The organism is Sphingomonas naasensis (genome assembly GCF_004792695.1).
Lineage (GTDB): Bacteria > Pseudomonadota > Alphaproteobacteria > Sphingomonadales > Sphingomonadaceae > Sphingomonas > Sphingomonas naasensis.
This window is the reverse complement of the sequence record NZ_SRXU01000003.1, coordinates 1-18,148: the sequence shown is the minus strand read 5'-3', so window position 1 is coordinate 18,148 and position 18,148 is coordinate 1. Positions and strand designations below refer to the sequence as shown.

The 18,148-nt window shown below is 66.7% G+C and carries 9 protein-coding genes and 1 pseudogene; 8 read left to right on the top strand and 2 right to left on the bottom strand.

The genetic code is table 11. The features are described from left to right. Positions 1-126: 126 nt before the first annotated feature. Positions 127-4,413: a DNA-directed RNA polymerase subunit beta' gene (gene rpoC / locus E5A74_RS08100; RefSeq protein WP_135983787.1), complete on the bottom strand. Its 4,287-nt coding sequence runs from the start codon at positions 4,411-4,413 to the stop codon at positions 127-129. A gap of 84 nt (positions 4,414-4,497) precedes the next feature. Further along, positions 4,498-8,652, bottom strand: a complete 4,155-nt coding sequence (gene rpoB, locus E5A74_RS08095; RefSeq protein ID WP_135983786.1) for a DNA-directed RNA polymerase subunit beta — start codon at positions 8,650-8,652, stop codon at positions 4,498-4,500. A gap of 392 nt (positions 8,653-9,044) precedes the next feature. Here rpoB and E5A74_RS08090 point away from each other — a divergent pair, with 392 nt between their 5' ends. The 8 genes and pseudogenes from E5A74_RS08090 to E5A74_RS08055 all read left to right on the top strand — a co-directional run. Next, positions 9,045-10,364 (top strand): hypothetical protein, encoded by a 1,320-nt coding sequence (locus E5A74_RS08090; protein ID WP_135983785.1) that lies wholly within the window; start codon positions 9,045-9,047, stop codon positions 10,362-10,364. A gap of 114 nt (positions 10,365-10,478) precedes the next feature. Then, complete coding sequence (locus tag E5A74_RS08085) at positions 10,479-12,404, top strand: CocE/NonD family hydrolase (protein ID WP_135983784.1); 1,926 nt, start codon at positions 10,479-10,481, stop codon at positions 12,402-12,404. Between the two features lie 56 nt (positions 12,405-12,460). Next, complete coding sequence (locus E5A74_RS08080) at positions 12,461-13,321, top strand: energy transducer TonB (RefSeq protein WP_135983783.1); 861 nt, start codon at positions 12,461-12,463, stop codon at positions 13,319-13,321. 59 nt (positions 13,322-13,380) lie between these two features. Beyond that, positions 13,381-14,568 carry a S41 family peptidase gene (locus tag E5A74_RS08075; protein ID WP_168355590.1) on the top strand — a complete coding sequence of 396 codons (1,188 nt, stop codon included), beginning with the start codon at positions 13,381-13,383 and terminating at the stop codon, positions 14,566-14,568. 62 nt (positions 14,569-14,630) lie between these two features. Further along, entirely contained in the window at positions 14,631-16,031 is a 1,401-nt protein-coding gene (locus E5A74_RS08070; RefSeq protein WP_135983781.1) for a M16 family metallopeptidase, read from the top strand. Further along, positions 16,031-17,440 carry a M16 family metallopeptidase gene (locus E5A74_RS08065; RefSeq protein ID WP_135983780.1) on the top strand — a complete coding sequence of 470 codons (1,410 nt, stop codon included), beginning with the start codon at positions 16,031-16,033 and terminating at the stop codon, positions 17,438-17,440. Before E5A74_RS08070 ends, E5A74_RS08065 begins: the two co-directional genes overlap by 1 nt. 13 nt (positions 17,441-17,453) lie before the next feature. Continuing rightward, on the top strand, positions 17,454-17,789 hold the full coding sequence (locus tag E5A74_RS08060; RefSeq protein ID WP_135983779.1) for a hypothetical protein: 336 nt from the start codon (positions 17,454-17,456) through the stop codon (positions 17,787-17,789). Positions 17,790-17,871: 82 nt separating this feature from the next. Beyond that, positions 17,872-18,148: pseudogene (locus E5A74_RS08055) on the top strand (hypothetical protein); the annotation flags it as partial.

Genomic DNA, 18,148 nt, shown 5'->3' with positions numbered 1-18,148 from the left:
CTTTATGCGTCGTTTTCCGTCAGGCCGCCGCGGGCGCGACGCCCCGTTCGCCCAAAGAAAAAGCCGCCGTCCGGGCGTCCGGACGGCGGCTTTTCTTTGTCAGCGCCTGCGCGGCTGGACGAAGGCTTATTCGCCTTCGTTCAGATACTCGCCTGCGTCGGCGTCGGTGCCGTGGCCCGAGGGGACCACGCTCGCCAGCGCGTCATCGCCGGTGCCGCCGCTGTCGCGGACCGAGCGGGCGTTCTCCGCCGCGCGCAGCTCCTCGGCCGATTCCGGCGCGATCAGCGAGGCTTCGTTCATGCGGCGCTGGGCCACACGAAGCGCCGCGTCACGCGACGAGGCAGCGACGCGCAGGCGGTTCATGCCCGCGCCGGTGCCCGCCGGGATCAGACGACCGACGATCACGTTCTCCTTGAGGCCGAGCAGGGTATCCTGCTTGCCCTGGACCGCCGCCTCGGTGAGGACGCGGGTGGTCTCCTGGAACGACGCCGCCGAGATGAAGCTGCGGGTCTGCAGCGACGCCTTGGTGATGCCGAGCAGGATCGGCTTGCCCTGCGCGGGCTGCTGGCCCGGCTCGAGCTTGGCGTTCTGCTCGTCCATCTCGTCGCGGTCGAGCTGCTCGCCCACGAGGAGCGTGGTGTCGCCGGACTCGATGATCTCGACCTTCTGCAGCATCTGGCGAACGATCACCTCGATGTGCTTGTCGTTGATCTTCACGCCCTGCAGTCGATAGACTTCCTGGATCTCCGACACGAGATATTCCGCGAGCGGCTCGATGCCGAGCACCTCGAGAATGTCGTGCGGATCGGGCGAGCCGCCGATCAGGTTGTCGCCACGCTTGACGTAGTCGCCTTCCTGAACGTCGATCACCTTCGACTTCGGAACCAGATACTCCACGACCTCGCCGCCGTCCTCGGGCTGGATGCCGATCTTGCGCTTGGCCTTGTAGTCCTTGCCGAACACGACGCGGCCCGAGACCTTGGCGATGATCGCGTTCTCCTTGGGCTTGCGCGCCTCGAACAGCTCGGCGACGCGCGGCAGACCGCCGGTGATGTCGCGGGTCTTGGCGGACTCGCGGCTGACACGGGCGAGAACGTCACCGGCCTGGACCTGCGCGCCATCCTCGACCGAGAGCACTGCGCCGGCGGCGAGCATGTAACGACCGGCCTCCTCGGCGCTTTCGCCGGTGAGGGTCAGGCGCGGACGCAGATCCTCCTTCTTGGCGGAGACGCCGCGGTTCTCGGTGATGACGCGCTGGGCGATGCCCGTCGCTTCGTCGACCTGCTCCGACATCGTCTTGCCGTCGATGACGTCGACATATTTCACGATGCCGGGGTTCTCGGTGATCACCGGCATGGTGAACGGATCCCACTCCGCCATGCGGTCGCCCGCCGAGACGATGTGGCCGTCATCCATCAGCACGTACGCGCCGTAGGGGATGCGGTGCACCGCGAGCTCGCGGCCGTCCATGTCGACGATCGCGATTTCGCCCGAGCGGCTGAGCACCACGCGGCGACCACGCTGGTCGACGATGATGCGCAGATCGCGATACTCGATCGTGCCGTCGACCGGCGCCTCGAGGTTCGACTGCTCGTTGAGCTGCGCCGCGCCGCCGATGTGGAAGGTCCGCATCGTCAGCTGGGTGCCCGGCTCGCCGATCGACTGCGCCGCGATGACGCCGACCGCTTCACCGATGTTTACCGGGGTACCGCGGGCGAGGTCGCGCCCGTAGCACTTGCCGCAAACGCCGATGCGCGCTTCGCAGACCAGCGGCGAGCGGATCTTCATCCCCTGGATGCCGATCGCCTCGATCTGCGCGATCATCGCCTCGTCGAGCAGCGTGCCCGACGGGATGACGACCTCGTTGGTCTTGGCGTCGACCACGTCTTCCGCGGTCGTGCGACCGAGGATGCGCTCGCCGAGCGACGCGATGGTCGAGCCGCCCTGGACGATCGCGCGCATCTCGAGCGCACGCTCGGTACCGCAATCCTCCTCCATGACGACGCAGTCCTGCGACACGTCGACGAGGCGGCGGGTGAGGTAGCCCGAGTTGGCGGTCTTCAGCGCGGTGTCCGCGAGGCCCTTGCGGGCGCCGTGGGTCGAGTTGAAGTACTCAAGGACGGTCAGGCCTTCCTTGAAGTTCGAGATGATCGGCGTCTCGATGATCTCGCCCGACGGCTTGGCCATCAGGCCGCGCATGCCGGCGAGCTGCTTGATCTGGGCCTGCGAACCGCGGGCACCTGAGTGGGCCATCATGTAGATCGAGTTGATCGGCTTCTCACGGCCGGTCTCCTCGTCGCGCTTCACCGCCTTGATCTCGTCCATCATGGCCGCCGCCACCTGATCGCCGCAACGGCTCCAGGCGTCGATCACCTTGTTGTACTTCTCCTGCTGCGTGATCAGGCCGTCCTGATACTGCTGCTCGTAATCCTTCACGAGCGCGCGGGTCTCGTCGACCAGGCCTTCCTTAGCGTCCGGAATGATCATGTCGTCCTTGCCGAACGAGATGCCGGCGCGGAACGCGTGGCGGAAGCCGAGCGCCATGATCGCGTCGGCGAACAGCACGGTCTCCTTCTGGCCGGTGTGGCGATAGACCTCGTCGATCACATCGCCGACGTCCTTCTTGGTGAGGAGGCGGTTGACGGTCTCGAACGGCACCTTGTGCGACTTCGGCAGGCACTCGCCGAGCAGCATGCGGCCCGGGGTGGTCTCGTAGCGCTTGAGGTACTGCTCGCCCTGCTCGTCGGTCTGCGGCACGCGGCTGGTGATCTTCGAGTGCAGCGTGACGGCACCGGCGTTGAGCGCCTGGTGGACTTCCGACATGTCGCCGAGCAGCATGCCTTCGCCCGGCTCGCCGGTCTTCTCCATCGAGAGATAGTAGAGACCGAGAACCATGTCCTGCGACGGCACGATGATCGGCTTGCCGTTCGCGGGCGACAGGATGTTGTTGGTCGACATCATCAGGACGCGCGCTTCCAGCTGGGCCTCGAGGCTCAGCGGGACGTGCACGGCCATCTGGTCACCGTCGAAGTCGGCGTTGAACGCCGAGCAGACCAGCGGGTGAAGCTGGATCGCCTTGCCTTCGATCAGCACCGGCTCGAACGCCTGGATGCCCAGACGGTGGAGCGTCGGCGCGCGGTTGAGGAGGACCGGGTGCTCGCGAATGACTTCGTCGAGGATGTCCCAGACTTCCTTGCGCTCCTTCTCGACCCACTTCTTGGCCTGCTTCAGGGTCATCGAGAGACCCTTGGCGTCGAGGCGGGCGTAGATGAACGGCTTGAACAGCTCGAGCGCCATCTTCTTCGGCAGGCCGCACTGGTGCAGCTTGAGCTCCGGACCGGTCACGATGACCGAACGGCCCGAATAGTCGACGCGCTTGCCGAGCAGGTTCTGACGGAAGCGGCCCTGCTTGCCCTTGAGCATGTCGGACAGCGACTTGAGCGGACGCTTGTTCGCACCGGTGATGGTGCGGCCGCGGCGGCCGTTGTCGAACAGGGCGTCGACGGCTTCCTGGAGCATGCGCTTCTCGTTGCGGACGATGATGTCCGGCGCGCGCAGCTCCATCAGCCGCTTGAGGCGGTTGTTGCGGTTGATCACGCGGCGATACAGATCGTTGAGATCCGAAGTCGCGAAGCGGCCGCCGTCGAGCGGCACCAGCGGGCGCAGTTCGGGCGGGATGACCGGAACGACGTCGAGGATCATCCACTCGGGGCGGTTGCCCGAATCGATGAAGCTCTCGACGACCTTGAGGCGCTTGATGATCTTCTTGGGCTTGAGCTCCGACTTGGTGGTCGCGAGCTCCTCGAGCAGCTCCTTGCGCTCGCCCTCGAGATCGAGGTCCATCAGCATCTGCTTGACGGCCTCGGCGCCGATGCCGGCCGAGAAGGCGTCCTCGCCATATTCGTCCTGCGCGTCGAGCAGCTCGTCCTCGGTGAGGAGCTGATACTTTTCGAGCGGGGTCAGGCCCGGCTCGATGACGATGTAGGATTCGAAGTACAGCACGCGCTCGAGCTGCTTGAGCTGCATGTCGAGCAGCAGGCCGATGCGCGACGGCAGCGACTTGAGGAACCAGATGTGCGCGACCGGGGCGGCGAGCTCGATATGGCCCATGCGCTCGCGGCGGACCTTCGAGACGGTGACCTCGACGCCGCACTTCTCGCAGACGATGCCCTTGTACTTCATGCGCTTGTACTTGCCGCACAGGCACTCATAGTCCTTGATCGGACCGAAGATGCGCGCGCAGAACAGGCCGTCACGCTCGGGCTTGAACGTGCGATAGTTGATCGTCTCGGGCTTCTTGATCTCGCCGAACGACCACGAACGGATGCGGTCAGGCGACGCGATGCCGATCTGGATCTGGTCGAAGGTCTCCGGCTTGGCGACCGGGTTCGCGAAGTTGGTCAGTTCGTTCATTTCTTTTTCCCTCAGGAGGGTAAATTCGTCGGGCGGGGCAGGGAGGGAGCAGCGGTTTCGTAAACCGCCGCTCCCGGGTTCCCGCTATTCCGCCGCCTCGGCCAGGTCGCTGCCGTCCTCGACTTCGTCGACGCTCTTGAGCTCGACGTTGAGGCCGAGCGAACGCATTTCCTTGACGAGCACGTTGAAGCTCTCGGGAATGCCGGCCTCGAAGGTGTCGTCGCCCTTGACGATCGCTTCGTAGACCTTGGTGCGGCCGACCACGTCGTCGGACTTCACCGTCAGCATTTCCTGCAGCGTGTAGGCAGCGCCGTACGCCTGCAGGGCCCAGACCTCCATTTCACCGAAGCGCTGGCCGCCGAACTGGGCCTTGCCGCCCAGCGGCTGCTGGGTGACGAGGCTGTACGGCCCGATCGAACGCGCGTGGATCTTGTCGTCCACGAGGTGGTGCAGCTTGAGCATGTAGATGATGCCCACGGTGACCTTGCGGTCGAACGCGTCGCCGGTGCGGCCGTCGAACAGCGTCGACTGGCCCGAGGTGTCGAGCCCCGCGAGCGACAGCATGTCGGAGACATCCGCCTCGCGCGCGCCGTCGAACACCGGAGTCGCCATCGGCACGCCCGGCTTCAGGTTGGTCGCCAGCTCGACGATCTGGTCGGCGTTGCGCGCCTCGATCTCGGCAAGATAATGCTCGCCATAGACCGTCTTGAGGCGATCCTTGACCGCGTCGGGCATCTGCCCGCCGGTGGCCTCGGGGTTCTCCTCGCGCCATGCTTCGAGCGCATGGCCGATCTGCTGGCCGAGCTGACGCGCGGCCCAGCCGAGATGGGTCTCGAAGATCTGCCCGACGTTCATGCGCGACGGCACGCCCAGCGGGTTGAGCACGAGATCGACCGGGGTGCCGTCCGCGAGGAACGGCATGTCTTCCTGCGGCAGGATCCGCGAGATGACGCCCTTGTTGCCGTGACGGCCGGCCATCTTGTCGCCCGGCTGCAGCTTGCGCTTCACCGCGACGAAGACCTTGACCATCTTGAGCACGCCCGGCGGCAGTTCGTCACCGCGCTCGAGCTTCTCGCGGCGGTCCTCGAACTTGTCCTTGATGCGCTTCACGGCCTCGTCATACTGGCCCTTGACCGCCTCGAGATTGCCCTGGACGGCGTCGTCCTGCACCGAGAACTTCCACCATTCGTGACGATCGACGCTGTCGAGCAGGTCGGCGTCGATGGTGGCGCCCTTCTTGAGGCCCTTCGGCGTCGCCGTCGCGACCTGGCCGATGAGCATCTCCTTCAGGCGCGACCAGGTCGCACGGTTGAGGATGTTGCGCTCGTCGTCCGAGTCCTTCTTGAGGCGCTCGATCTCCTCGCGCTCGATCGCCAGCGCGCGCTCGTCCTTGTCGATGCCATGGCGATTGAAGACGCGAACGTCGACGATCGTGCCGGCAACGCCCGGGGGCAGGCGCAGCGAGGTGTCGCGCACGTCCGAGGCCTTTTCGCCGAAGATGGCGCGAAGGAGCTTCTCTTCCGGCGTCATCGGGCTCTCGCCCTTGGGCGTGATCTTGCCGACGAGGATGTCGCCCGGCTCGACCTCTGCACCGATGTAGACGATGCCTGCCTCGTCGAGGTTGCGCAGGGCTTCCTCGCCGACGTTCGGGATGTCGCGGGTGATGTCCTCCGGCCCGAGCTTGGTGTCGCGGGCCATCACTTCGAACTCGTCGATATGGATCGACGTGAACACGTCGTCCTTCACGATCCGCTCGCTGATGAGGATCGAGTCCTCATAGTTGTAGCCGTTCCACGGCATGAACGCGACGAGCGCGTTGCGGCCGAGCGCGAGCTCGCCGAACTCGGTCGACGGGCCGTCGGCGATGATGTCGCCGGCGTTGACCACGTCGCCCACCTTCACCAGCGGACGCTGGTTGATGCAGGTCGACTGGTTCGAGCGCTGGAACTTCATCAGCGTGTAGATGTCGACGCCGCTCTGGGTGGCTTCGACATCGCCCGAGGCGCGGATGACGATACGGGTCGCGTCGACCTGGTCGACCACGCCCGAACGGCGCGCGCCGATCGCGGCGCCCGAGTCACGCGCGACGGTCTCTTCCATGCCGGTGCCGACGAAGGGTGCTTCGGCCTTCACCAGCGGCACGGCCTGACGCTGCATGTTCGAGCCCATCAGCGCGCGGTTGGCGTCGTCGTTCTCGAGGAACGGGATCAGCGACGCGGCGACCGAGACGAGCTGCTTGGGGCTGACGTCCATCAGCGTCACCGTCTCGGGCAGCGCCATCAGGAATTCGCCGGCCTGGCGGGCCGAGATCAGCTCCTCGGTGAAGCGGTTGTCGCCATCGACCTCGGCCGAAGCCTGCGCGATCGTGTGCTTGGCCTCTTCCATCGCCGACAGATAGACGACCTCGTTGGTCACCTTGCCGTCGTTGACCTTGCGGTAGGGCGTCTCGATGAAGCCGTACTTGTTGACGCGCGAGAACGACGCCAGCGAGTTGATCAGACCGATGTTCGGGCCTTCCGGCGTCTCGATCGGGCAGATGCGGCCATAGTGCGTCGGGTGAACGTCGCGGACTTCGAAGCCGGCGCGCTCACGGGTGAGACCGCCCGGCCCGAGCGCCGAGACGCGACGCTTGTGCGTCACTTCGGAAAGCGGGTTGGTCTGGTCCATGAACTGCGAGAGCTGCGACGAGCCGAAGAACTCGCGAACCGCGGCAACCGCCGGCTTCGCGTTGATCAGATCGTTCGGCATCACGGTCGACACGTCGACCGAGCTCATGCGCTCCTTCACGGCGCGCTCCATGCGGAGCAGGCCGACGCGGTACTGGTTCTCGAGCAGCTCGCCCACCGAACGGACGCGACGGTTGCCGAGATTGTCGATGTCGTCGACTTCGCCCTTGCCGTCCTTGAGGTCGACGAGTGTCTTGACCACCGCGAGGATGTCCTCGGTGCGCAGCGTCGTGACGGTGTCCTCGGCGTCGAGATCGAGGCGCATGTTGAGCTTGACGCGGCCGACGGCCGAGAGGTCGTAGCGCTCCGGATCGAAGAACAGGCCGGCGAACAGCGATTCCGCCGTCTCGAGCGTCGGCGGCTCGCCGGGGCGCATGACGCGGTAGATGTCCGAAAGGGCCTGCTCGCGCTCCTCGGCCTTGTCGACCTTGAGCGTGTTGCGGATCCACGGACCCGTCGAGATGTGATCGATGTCGAGCAGCTCGATGCGCTCGATGCCCGCCTTGTCGAGCTTCTCGAGATTCTCGGCCGAGACTTCGTCGCCGGCCTCGATGTAGATCTCGCCGGTCTTCTCGTTGATCAGGTCATAGGCGCTGTAGCGGCCGAAGATCTCCTCGGTCGGGATGAGCAGCGTCTCGAGACCGTCCTTGGCGGCCTTGTTCGCGGCGCGCGGGCTGATCTTCTGCCCGGCGGCGAACACGACCTCGCCCGACTTGGCGTCGACGATGTCGAACATCGGCTTGGCGCCGCGCCAGTTCTCGGGCGCGAACGGGATCTGCCAGCCGTTCGGACCGCGCAGGAAGGTCACGCGGTTGTAGAAATAGTTGAGGATCTCCTCGCTGTTCAGCCCGAGGGCATAGAGCAGCGACGTCACCGGCAGCTTGCGCTTGCGGTCGATACGGACGTTGACGATGTCCTTCGCGTCGAACTCGAAGTCGAGCCACGAGCCGCGATACGGGATCACGCGCGCCGCGAAGAGATACTTGCCCGAGGCATGGGTCTTGCCGCGGTCATGGTCGAACAGCACGCCCGGCGAACGGTGCATCTGCGAGACGATGACGCGCTCGGTGCCGTTGATGAAGAAGGTGCCGTTCTCGGTCATGAGCGGCATGTCGCCCATGTAGACGTCCTGCTCCTTGATATCAAGGACCGAACGGGCTTCCGTATCGGGATCCACCTCGAACACGATCAGGCGCAGCGTGACGCGCATCGGCGCCGCATAGGTGATGCCGCGCTGACGGCATTCCTCGACGTCGAACTTGGGGGGCTCGAGCTCGTAGTTGACGAAGTCGAGCTCGGCGGTGCCGGCGAAGTCGCGGATCGGGAACACCGAGCGCAGCGTCTTCTCGAGGCCCGAGACATAGCCGATCGAGGGATCCGAGCGGAGGAACTGTTCGTAGGATTCGCGCTGAACCTCGATCAGGTTCGGCATCTGCACCACTTCGTGGATGTCGCCGAACACCTTGCGGATGCGGCGCTTCAGGGTGCCGCCCTCGATTGCTTTGGTAGCCATGGGTGTTTTGTGCCTCGTCAGCCGTAGTTTTGCCCTGCCGGAGCGGGGCGTAAATTCGGTGCCCCTGTTCCGGGGCCGGGACGTGCGGGAAGACGCGAAAAGGCCGCACGACTCCCTTTCGGGTTTCGGCAGCTTTCGGCGTCCTGTTGATCCCACAACCCCAATTCGACCGATGCACTGCGCGACGGTGCATCATTTCCCGGTGCTGTGGTGTGGGAGCGATATAGGGCGAAGGTTGCACCCTGTCAAAGGGCGTGGAACTTTTTTGCTCGCCGGAAGTGTCCGATTTCTGCCGCTGAACCTTGAATTAACGGGGTAATTCGTCGCGGATTGGCAACGGATGGGCGCACGCCGCGCGGCGCGATCCGGGTTCCATTCATTTAACCTTCGTTATGACGAAATCATCCAACCCCCTTCGCCCCCGCGTCGCGCTGTTGATCGGCGCCGCGTTCCTCGCAACCCCCGCGATCGCGCAGGACGCGCCCGCCGCGCAGACGGTCACCCCGCCGCCAATCCTGACGACGCCGGCACCCGCGCCTGCGGCGCCGGCGGCGCGCCCGATCCAGATGGAGCCGTCGACGCCGATCGTCCAGCCGGCACCGCCGCCGGGCCCGCGCCCCGGCACCGAAGTGACGACGAGCAGCGAGCGGGCAACCACCACGCGCACGACGCGCGCCGCCGAGCCGCGCCAGGCGACGCGCACCACCACGCGCACCACGACCAGCACCGCGACGCGCCAGCCCGCGCCGGCTCCGGCGGCAGCGCCTGCGGCGCCGGTTGCCCAGACCCCCACGGCGGCCGTCGAGCCCGCCGCGCCGCCTGTAGTGACACCGGCGCCCGAAGCTGCGGCGCCCGCGCCAGCCGCCGAGACGACGACGCAACAGACCGAGACCAGCACGGGCGGCCTTGCCTGGCCGTGGCTGCTCGGTGGGCTGCTGCTCATCCTCGCAGGCGCGACTGCGCTGCTGCTGATGCGCCGCCGCCGCGAGCCGGAATATGTCGACGAGACGGTCTATGATACCGAGACGCCGCGCGCCTATGAGACGCCGATCGCGGCCGAGCCGATCGTCGCGCCGCGTCGCGAGCCCGAGCTGGCGCCCTATGTCGCCGCTGCTGCGGCGATGCCGGTGGTTGCCGCTGCGCCCGAGACGGTCGAGGAGGCGCGCACCGAGGCCGAGCTCGCCGAGCCCGAGCGCGAGGATCTCGCGGGCGTGACCGATGCGCCTGCGCCGGTCTCGAACCGCCCGTGGCTCGAGTTCGGCCTGCGTCCGGTTCGCGCCGGCACCAGCGAGGAAGAGGCGCTGGTCGATGTCGAGCTGACCGTCGGCAATGCCGGCGACGTGCCCGCCCGCGACGTGCGCATCTCGGCCTTCATGCTCGCCGACGCCGAGTCGAGCGAGATGGAAGGTCTGCTCACCGGCCGCACCGGCGACACCGCGGTTCCCCCGGTGACGATCGCGCCGGGCGACGGCACCCGCATCGACGCGCATCTCGCGGTGCCCAAGGGCGAGATGGGCCGGGTGTTCAATCCCGTCGTCGTCGCCGAGGCGCGCTACACGCTTCCCGATGGCCGTGAGGGCCGCACGTCGGCGGCGTTCAAGATCGGCCGCACCAGCCCGGTGATGGACGGCGTCGGCCCGATCGGCGCGACCCGGCCGCACATGGTCGACGATGTCGAGGCGGAATTGCTGGGGACTCCCGAGCACGCCTGATCCGGACAAATCGAGGAAACAGGAGCCTGCCCTTACCATTGGTGGGGGCGGGCTCTTCCTTTTGATGCGGCTTTGGACGTATCGGTCTGGCTCCCCAGGGAGATACGGACCAAAATGAAAAAGTCGTTCGTCGCACTTCTGGCCGCCACGGCGCTGATCCCCGCGGCCCAGGCCCAAACCACCCAGCCTTCGGACTTCAACGACATCCCCGCCAAGTTCGAGCCGCCGGCCCAGCCTTCGGACTTCATCAAGCGCGAAGTGATGATCCCGATGCGCGACGGCGTGAAGCTCTACACCGTCATCGTCATCCCCAAGGGCGCGAAGAACGCGCCGATCCTGTTCACCCGCACCCCCTACAACGCCAATGGCCGCGTCCGGCGCACCGAGAGCACGACGATGCTCAACGCGCTGCCCGAAGGCGACGAGGTGTTCGTCCGTGACGGCTATATCCGCGTGTTCCAGGACATTCGCGGCAAGTATCGCTCGGAAGGCGACTATGTGATCACCCGCCCGCCGGTCGGGCCGCTCAACCCGACCAAGGTCGACCACACCACCGACGCGTGGGACTCGATCGACTGGATGGTCAAGAACATCCCCGAGTCGAACGGCAAGGTCGGTATGCTCGGCTCGAGCTATGAGGGCTTCACCGTCGTCATGGCGCTGCTCAATCCGCACCCGGCGCTCAAAGTGGCGGCGCCCGAGAGTCCGATGATCGACGGCTGGATGGGCGACGACTGGTTCCACCACGGCGCCTTCCGCCTCGCCAATATCGGTTGGATCGGCGCGCAGACCGGCTACAAGGGCGACGGCAAGGCGCCCAACCGGCCCGATTGGGACGATTACGACACCTTCCGCCGCGTCGGCTCGGCCGGCGATTGGGCGAAGCAGTTCGGCTACGACCAGCTGCCGATGTGGAACAAGATGAGCCAGCACGTCGCCTATGACGCCTTCTGGCAGGGCCAGGCGCTCGACAAGCTGCTCGCGAAGAACCCTTCGAACGTGCCGACGCTGTGGGAGCAGGGCATCTGGGATCACGAGGACATGTATGGCGCGATCCACGCCTTCGAGGAGCTGCAGAAGACCCCGCAGGGCGACAAGAATTTCCTGCTGATGGGGCCGTGGCGCCATTCGGGCTTCAACTATAACGGCTCGAAGCTCGGCGTGCTCGAGTTCGAGGGCGACACTGCGCTGCAGGCGCGCCGCGACATCCTGCTGCCGTTCTTCAATGCCTATCTCAAGGACGGCGCGCCGGCCTTCACGCCGGCCAAGGCGAGCTTCTACAATACCGGCGAGAACCGCTGGGATTATCTCAACAAATGGCCGCTCGCCTGCGAGACCGGCTGCGATGCGAAGCTGACGCCGATCTATCTGCGGTCGGCCGAGGGGCTCGGTTTCGACAAGCCGGGGCAGGGATCGGACAGCTATGTCTCGGATCCGGCCAAGCCGGTTCCGCATCTGCCGCGCCCGGTCAACTTCCAGGACGGCCGCTGGTCGACCTATCTCGTCACCGACCAGCGCTTCGTCGACGGCCGCACCGACGTGATGACCTATGTCACCGAGCCGCTGACCGGGCCGGTTCGCGTCTCGGGCGCGCCGCTGGCGGACCTGTTCGCGAAGACCACGGGCACCGACGGCGATTTCGTGGTCAAGGTGATCGACGTTTATCCCGACGAGGTCGCGACCAAAAAGGAAATGGGCGGGTTCCAGCTGCCGATCGCGATGGACATCTTCCGCGGCCGCTATCGCAACAGCTTCGCGAAGCCCGAGCCGATCCCGGCGAACAAGGTGCAGGAATACAAGTTCCGCCTGCCGACGGTGAACCATGTCTTCCAGCCGGGCCATCGGATCATGGTCCAGGTCCAGTCGAGCCTGTTCCCGGTCTATGACCGCAACCCGCAGAAATATGTCGACAACATCTTCTTCGCCAAGCCTTCCGATTATCAGAAGGCGACGGTGACGCTGATGTATGGCGGGGCGCAATCGAGCAGCGTGCTGCTGCCGGTGGTGCCGCTCGACCAGAGCGCGGCCAAAGCGCGCTAGCCGGGGCACGAGGCGGGCGGCAGGGGCTGCCGCCCGCCCATATTTTGGGGGGAACCATGACGAAATGGATCTGGGCGCTTCTGGCGCTCGCGGTATCGGGTACCGCAGCGGCGAAGGACCGCGAGCCCGAAGTGCTGACCTTGTCGAGCAAATGGATCGCGCGCTACGAGACCGACGCCTGCAATCTGGTGGCGCAGTTCGGCACCGGCGACAGAGCGATGATCGCGATGCTCACACGCTATCAGCCGGGCGACGATTTCGATCTGACGCTGATCGGCAAGCAAGTGCGCTATCCCGAGGCGTCGGTGGACGCCAAGGTCGATTTCGGGATCCAGGCCGACGCGCGGCGCTCGGTGATGCTCGGCAACATGGGCGAGCGGCCGGCGATGTTCTTCAAGTCGCTCCGGCTCGACGGATGGCAATGGAAGGAAAACCAGCTGCCGCCGCGCGTGACGCCCGAGCAGGAGAAAGGCGTCGTCGGGGTCACCGTCAGCATCGCAGCCAAGACGCCATTGCGGCTCGTCACCAAATCCGGCCTCGCCAAGCCGATGGCGGCGCTGCGGACCTGCATGGACGATCTGATCAAGAGCTGGGGCTATGATCCCGCGGAGCAGGCGGCGCTGAGCAAGCCGGCCATGCCTCTGTCACCGCCGCCGAGCTGGTTTCACAGCGACGACTATCCGCTTTCGGCAATGCGCGGCGGGCATAACGGCCATGTCCAGTTCCGGCTCGACATCGATCCGACGGGGAAGATCGCCGGTTGCCACGTGCTGGCGCGCACCAACCCGGACGATTTCGCCGATCTGACCTGCAAGCTGATCCAGAAGCGCGGCGGCTTCAGCCCCGCGCTCGACGCGGCGGGCAAGCCGGTACGCTCCTACTTCATCAAGGCGGTGCGCTTCATGATCGGAGGTTGACGCCGCGCCTCGGGCGGTTACCGTATTGCATAGGTAATACAGCGGTGCGGATGCGCAGGGTGATCAAAGCGGCGCTGGGACTGGTGGTGCTCGCGGTGGCCGGCGCGGCACTGTGGGACGTCGCGACGTTCGACCGCGCGGGCTGGCGGAGCGACTATGCATTGCTCAGGCATGCCACCGCGCAGCGCTACGCCAATCTCGACTGGGTGCGCGAGCATCGCAAGCTCGACCTCGCCAGGCTCGATCGCGAGACGCAGGCCGCGCTCGACCGGGCGTGGTCGCGGGTGCAGGCCTATCGCGCGCTGAGCGCGTTCGTGGCGGCGTTCGACGACCCGCATTTCACGCTGGCGCGCGCCGACGGGCCGGCGCCGACGCCGGCTTCGATCGTCGCGGGACCGGCGCCCGCGCGGCGGTTCGCGAGCTGCGCCTCGGCGGGATATGCCGACGACCGCAGCGGCTTCGCGCCGGGCTGGGCGAAGGTCACCGATTGGCGACCGATCGGTGGCGGCGATGCCGACTTCCCGATCGCCATGATCGGCGACACGGGCGTGCTGCGGATCGACTCGTTCGACGTCGCGCGCTTTCGCACCGCGTGCGAGCGCGTGGTGCGTGCCGGGATGGACGAGGATGCGTTGCGCGCGGCGACGCAGGGCATGCTCAACCGCGAGCTCGCCGGCGCGCTGGCGCGATTGCGGGCGGCAGGGGCGCGGCTGCTGCTGGTCGATGTCAGTGGCAATGGCGGCGGCGGCGAATGGGTCGACGAGGTGGTCGCGCTGATGACCCCGCGCCGGCTGACCCGCGCCGCGCCGCTGATCGCCGATCCGCCGTGCGATCGCAGCGGGATCTGGGAGGGCCGGCCCGATTGCCGCGTGCTTCCGGCTGCGGGGCCCCGCGCGGAGATCGCCGGAAAGGGCGCGTGGCGCGGACCCATCGCGATCTATGCCGACAGGGGCAGCGCCTCGGCGACCGAGGATTTCACCGCATGGCTGCGCCAGAACAAGGTGGCGATCCTGATCGGCGAGAAGACGCTTGGGGCGGGCTGCGGCTATGTGAATGGCGGCGGCCGCCTGCGGCTGGCGCACGCCGGGCTCGACATCCGCATGCCCAATTGCGCGCGCTTCCTCGACGACGGCACCAACGAGATCGAGGGGCAGGCGCCCGACATCCCGATCGCCGCCAATGACGACACCAGCTGGGCGCGCGCGATGGACGCGGCAATCCGCCAGACACGCAGCGCCGCAAGATAAGCGCCTTTCGCGTGGTGTGGCGGTGAGCTAATCCGGTACGACTCACCCGAGGGGAGATTCGAATGAACAAGTGGCGCATCGCGCTGGCCCTTGCGGCCGCCGCGGTTCCGGCGGCGGCGTTCGCCCAGCCGGCACGGCCCGCGGCCGACAAGCTGCATGTCGACATGCAGTATTTCACGCTGCCCAATGGCCTGAAGGTCGTGCTGGCGAAGGATCAGATCGCCCCGACGGTGACGATCGCGACCTATTACGGGATCGGCTTCCGGGTCGAGCCGAGGGACCGCACCGGCTTCGCGCATCTGTTCGAGCATCTGATGTTTCAGGGATCGAAGCACGCGCCCAAGGGCGTGTTCGACCAGACCGTGACCAATTCGGGCGGGATCAACAACGGCTCGACCCGCTTCGACTTCACCAATTACTACGAGGTGCTGCCGTCGAGCGCGCTCGAGCGGATGCTGTGGCTCGAGGCCGATCGCATGGCCAATCCGGTGATCGACCAGACCGTGCTCGAGAACCAGCAGGGCGTGGTCGGCAACGAGGTCAAGGTCAACGTGCTCAACCAGCCCTACAGCACCTGGCCGTGGATCGACCTGCCGATGCTGGCCAACACCAACTGGTACAACAGCCATAATTTCTACGGTGATCTCAAGGAGATCGAGGCGGCGACCGTGCCCGACGCGAAGGGCTTCTCCGAGGCCTTCTACCGCCCGAGCAACGCCGTGCTCGTGATCGCCGGCGACATCGACTATGCGGCGACGCGGGCGATGGTGGAGAAATATTTCGGCGGAATCGCGAAGAAGCCCGCGGTGGTCCAGCCCGACATCTCCGAGCCGCGCCAGACCGCCGAGAAGTTCAGGAGCCGGGTCGACGCGCTCGCGCCCAAGCCGGGCTATGCGGCGGGCTATCACGTCCCCGATCGCGGCACCCCCGAATGGTACGCGATGGGGCTGATCGACCAGATCCTGCTCCAGGGCGACGATAGCCGGCTCTATCGCAAGATCGTCCAGGAAGAGGGCATCGCCGGCGAGATCGGCGGCGGCATCAACGCCGATCTGGGCGACATGTTCGACTATCGCGGGCCGATGCTGTGGAGCTTCAGCTTCACGCATGATCCGACGCACAGCCGCGAGCAGATCACCAAAGCGGTCGACGAAGTGATCGAGGGCATCCGCAGCAAGCCGGTGACCGCGGCCGAGCTCGAGCGCGCGCGCACCAAGATGCGCTCGTCGCTCTACGGCACGATCGACAGCGGCGGGCGGATCGGGTTGATCAACCTGCTCGCGGTCCACGCGCTGTTCGACAATGATCCGCAGGCGATCAACCGGATCGAGGAAGGCTTCGCCAAGGTGACGCCGGCGCTGATCCAGAAGACCGCGCAGGAATATCTGCGCTCCACCAATCGCTCGATCTACGTCATCGAACCCGGCGCCGCCAAGGCTGCCGGCGCACAAGGAGGCAAGTGATGCGGCGCACGCTCATCGCGATCTCGCTGGCGCTCGCCGCCGCCGCTCCCGCGCTCGCGCAGGATTTTCCGCCGCCGCCGCCGGTCGGTGAGCCCAAGCCGTTCAAGCTCCCCGCGACCGAGACCTTCACGCTGGCCAATGGCATGCAGGTCACGCTGGTCCCCTATGGCGTCGCGCCCAAGGCCGTGGTGTCGCTGCGCGTCCGCGCGGGCAATGCCGTCGAGGGCGGGCAGACGTGGCTCGCCGATCTGACCGCCGAGATGCTCAAGGAAGGGGCGGGGGGTCGTTCCTCGGCCGATCTCGCCACTGCGGCGGCAGGCATGGGCGGCGACCTCAGCGTCGGCGCGGGGCTGCAGACCACGCAGATCAGCACCAATGTCCTGTCCGAGCACGCCCCCGCCGCGATCGCGCTGATCGGCGACGTCGTGATGCGCCCGACACTGCCGGCGAGCGAGCTCGCGCGGATCAAGGCAAACCTCGCGCGCCAGCTCTCGGTGGCATTGTCGCAGCCGGGCACGCTTGCCGATGCAGCGCTGTCGCGGACGGTCTATGGCGCCGACCATCCCTATGGCCGGACGATCCCGAGCGCAGCGCAGCTCGCGGCCTATACGATCGACGATGTGAAGCGCTTCCATGCCAGCCAGTTCGGCGCGAAGCGCGCGCATCTCTACATCGCCGGCAAGTTCGACGCGGCGGCGGTCAAGGCCGCGGTCGAAAAGACGTTTGGCGGCTGGGCGGCAGGCCCTGCGCCAGCGAAGCTTGCCGCGCCGCACCAGGCGGGGCCGCGGGTAATCCTGGTCGACCGGCCCGATGCGCCGCAGACCACGTTGCGCCTGTCGTTCGACGCCGCGCTTGCCGGCACCGACGCCGACATCCCGCAGCGCGTGACCAACTCGCTGCTCGGCGGCGCGTTCAGCTCGCGCATCACCACCAATATCCGCGAGACCAAGGGCTATACCTATTCGCCGGGATCGGGCGTCGGCTTCAATCCGGACGATGCGCTGTGGACCTTCGAGGCCGATGTGACCACCAACGTCACCGGCGCGGCGCTGACCGAGGTGTTCAAGGAAATCCGCCGGATGCAGACCGAGCCGGCGCCGATCGAGGAATCGAAGGGTATCCGCACCTATATGGCGGGGCTGTTCGCGATCCAGAACTCGACCTCGCCGGCCTTGGTCAACACGCTGGCGACGCGCGACATGCTCGGGCTGCCCGGCGACTGGACCGACCGCTATGTGCCCGCGGTGCTCGCGGTCGATCCGGCGGCGATGATGGCCTCGGCCAAGGCGAGCTACCCGATCGACAAGCTGACGCTGATCGTGGTCGGCGATCTCAAGACGGTCGAGCCGCAGCTCAAGGCACTGCCCGAGCTGGCCAATCTGCCGTTCCAGCGCGTGACGGTTCCCTGACGCGGAGTTCAGCATGGCGGTGACCGGCGATCTTCAGCCGCTGCTGGTGCTGTTCGTCTTCGTTCCCAGCCTTTTGGCCGGAGCGATATGCGCGGGGCTGGTGACGGTGATGGCGCGGTTCACCCGGCTCGATGCCGGCCGGGCCCAAAGCTTCGTCGCGACGTGCTGGTGGGTGCTGTTGTCCGCCGGCCTGTGGATCGGTTGCGATTGGTTGATGCAGACGGGAAAGGCCGACAATGGCGCGTCTTTCGCCGCGATCCTCTTGTGGATCTTCGTGGTGCTGCCGGCACCGATCCTGGGGGCGTGGATCCTGCGCCTGCGCCCGGCGCGGGGCGGCGGGCAGGGGTGAATTCGCTTCCCCTGCGACGGGCTGCCGCTAAAACACGCCGCGTGCAGCTGAAATTCACGTTGGAGGCGCTAAAGCCACGGTGGTGAATCGCGGGAGGTATCGGATCGGCGGGCTGTGCGGCATCGCCGCGGCGGCTTTGGCTGCGGGCGCGGGCGTGCCCGCCGCCGTGGCGCAGCAATCGACCGCGCCGGCTCCCGCGCCGACGCCGACGCCGTCCGGCCGGCTGCCGAACGTGATGTATCTGCCCAACACCTCGTTGGGTGGCACGCCGACACCGGTGCCCGCGCCGCCGCCGACCGTGACGGTTGCCCCGGTGGCGACGCCGACCCCTGCGCCGACGCGCGCCGCGGCGCCGCGCT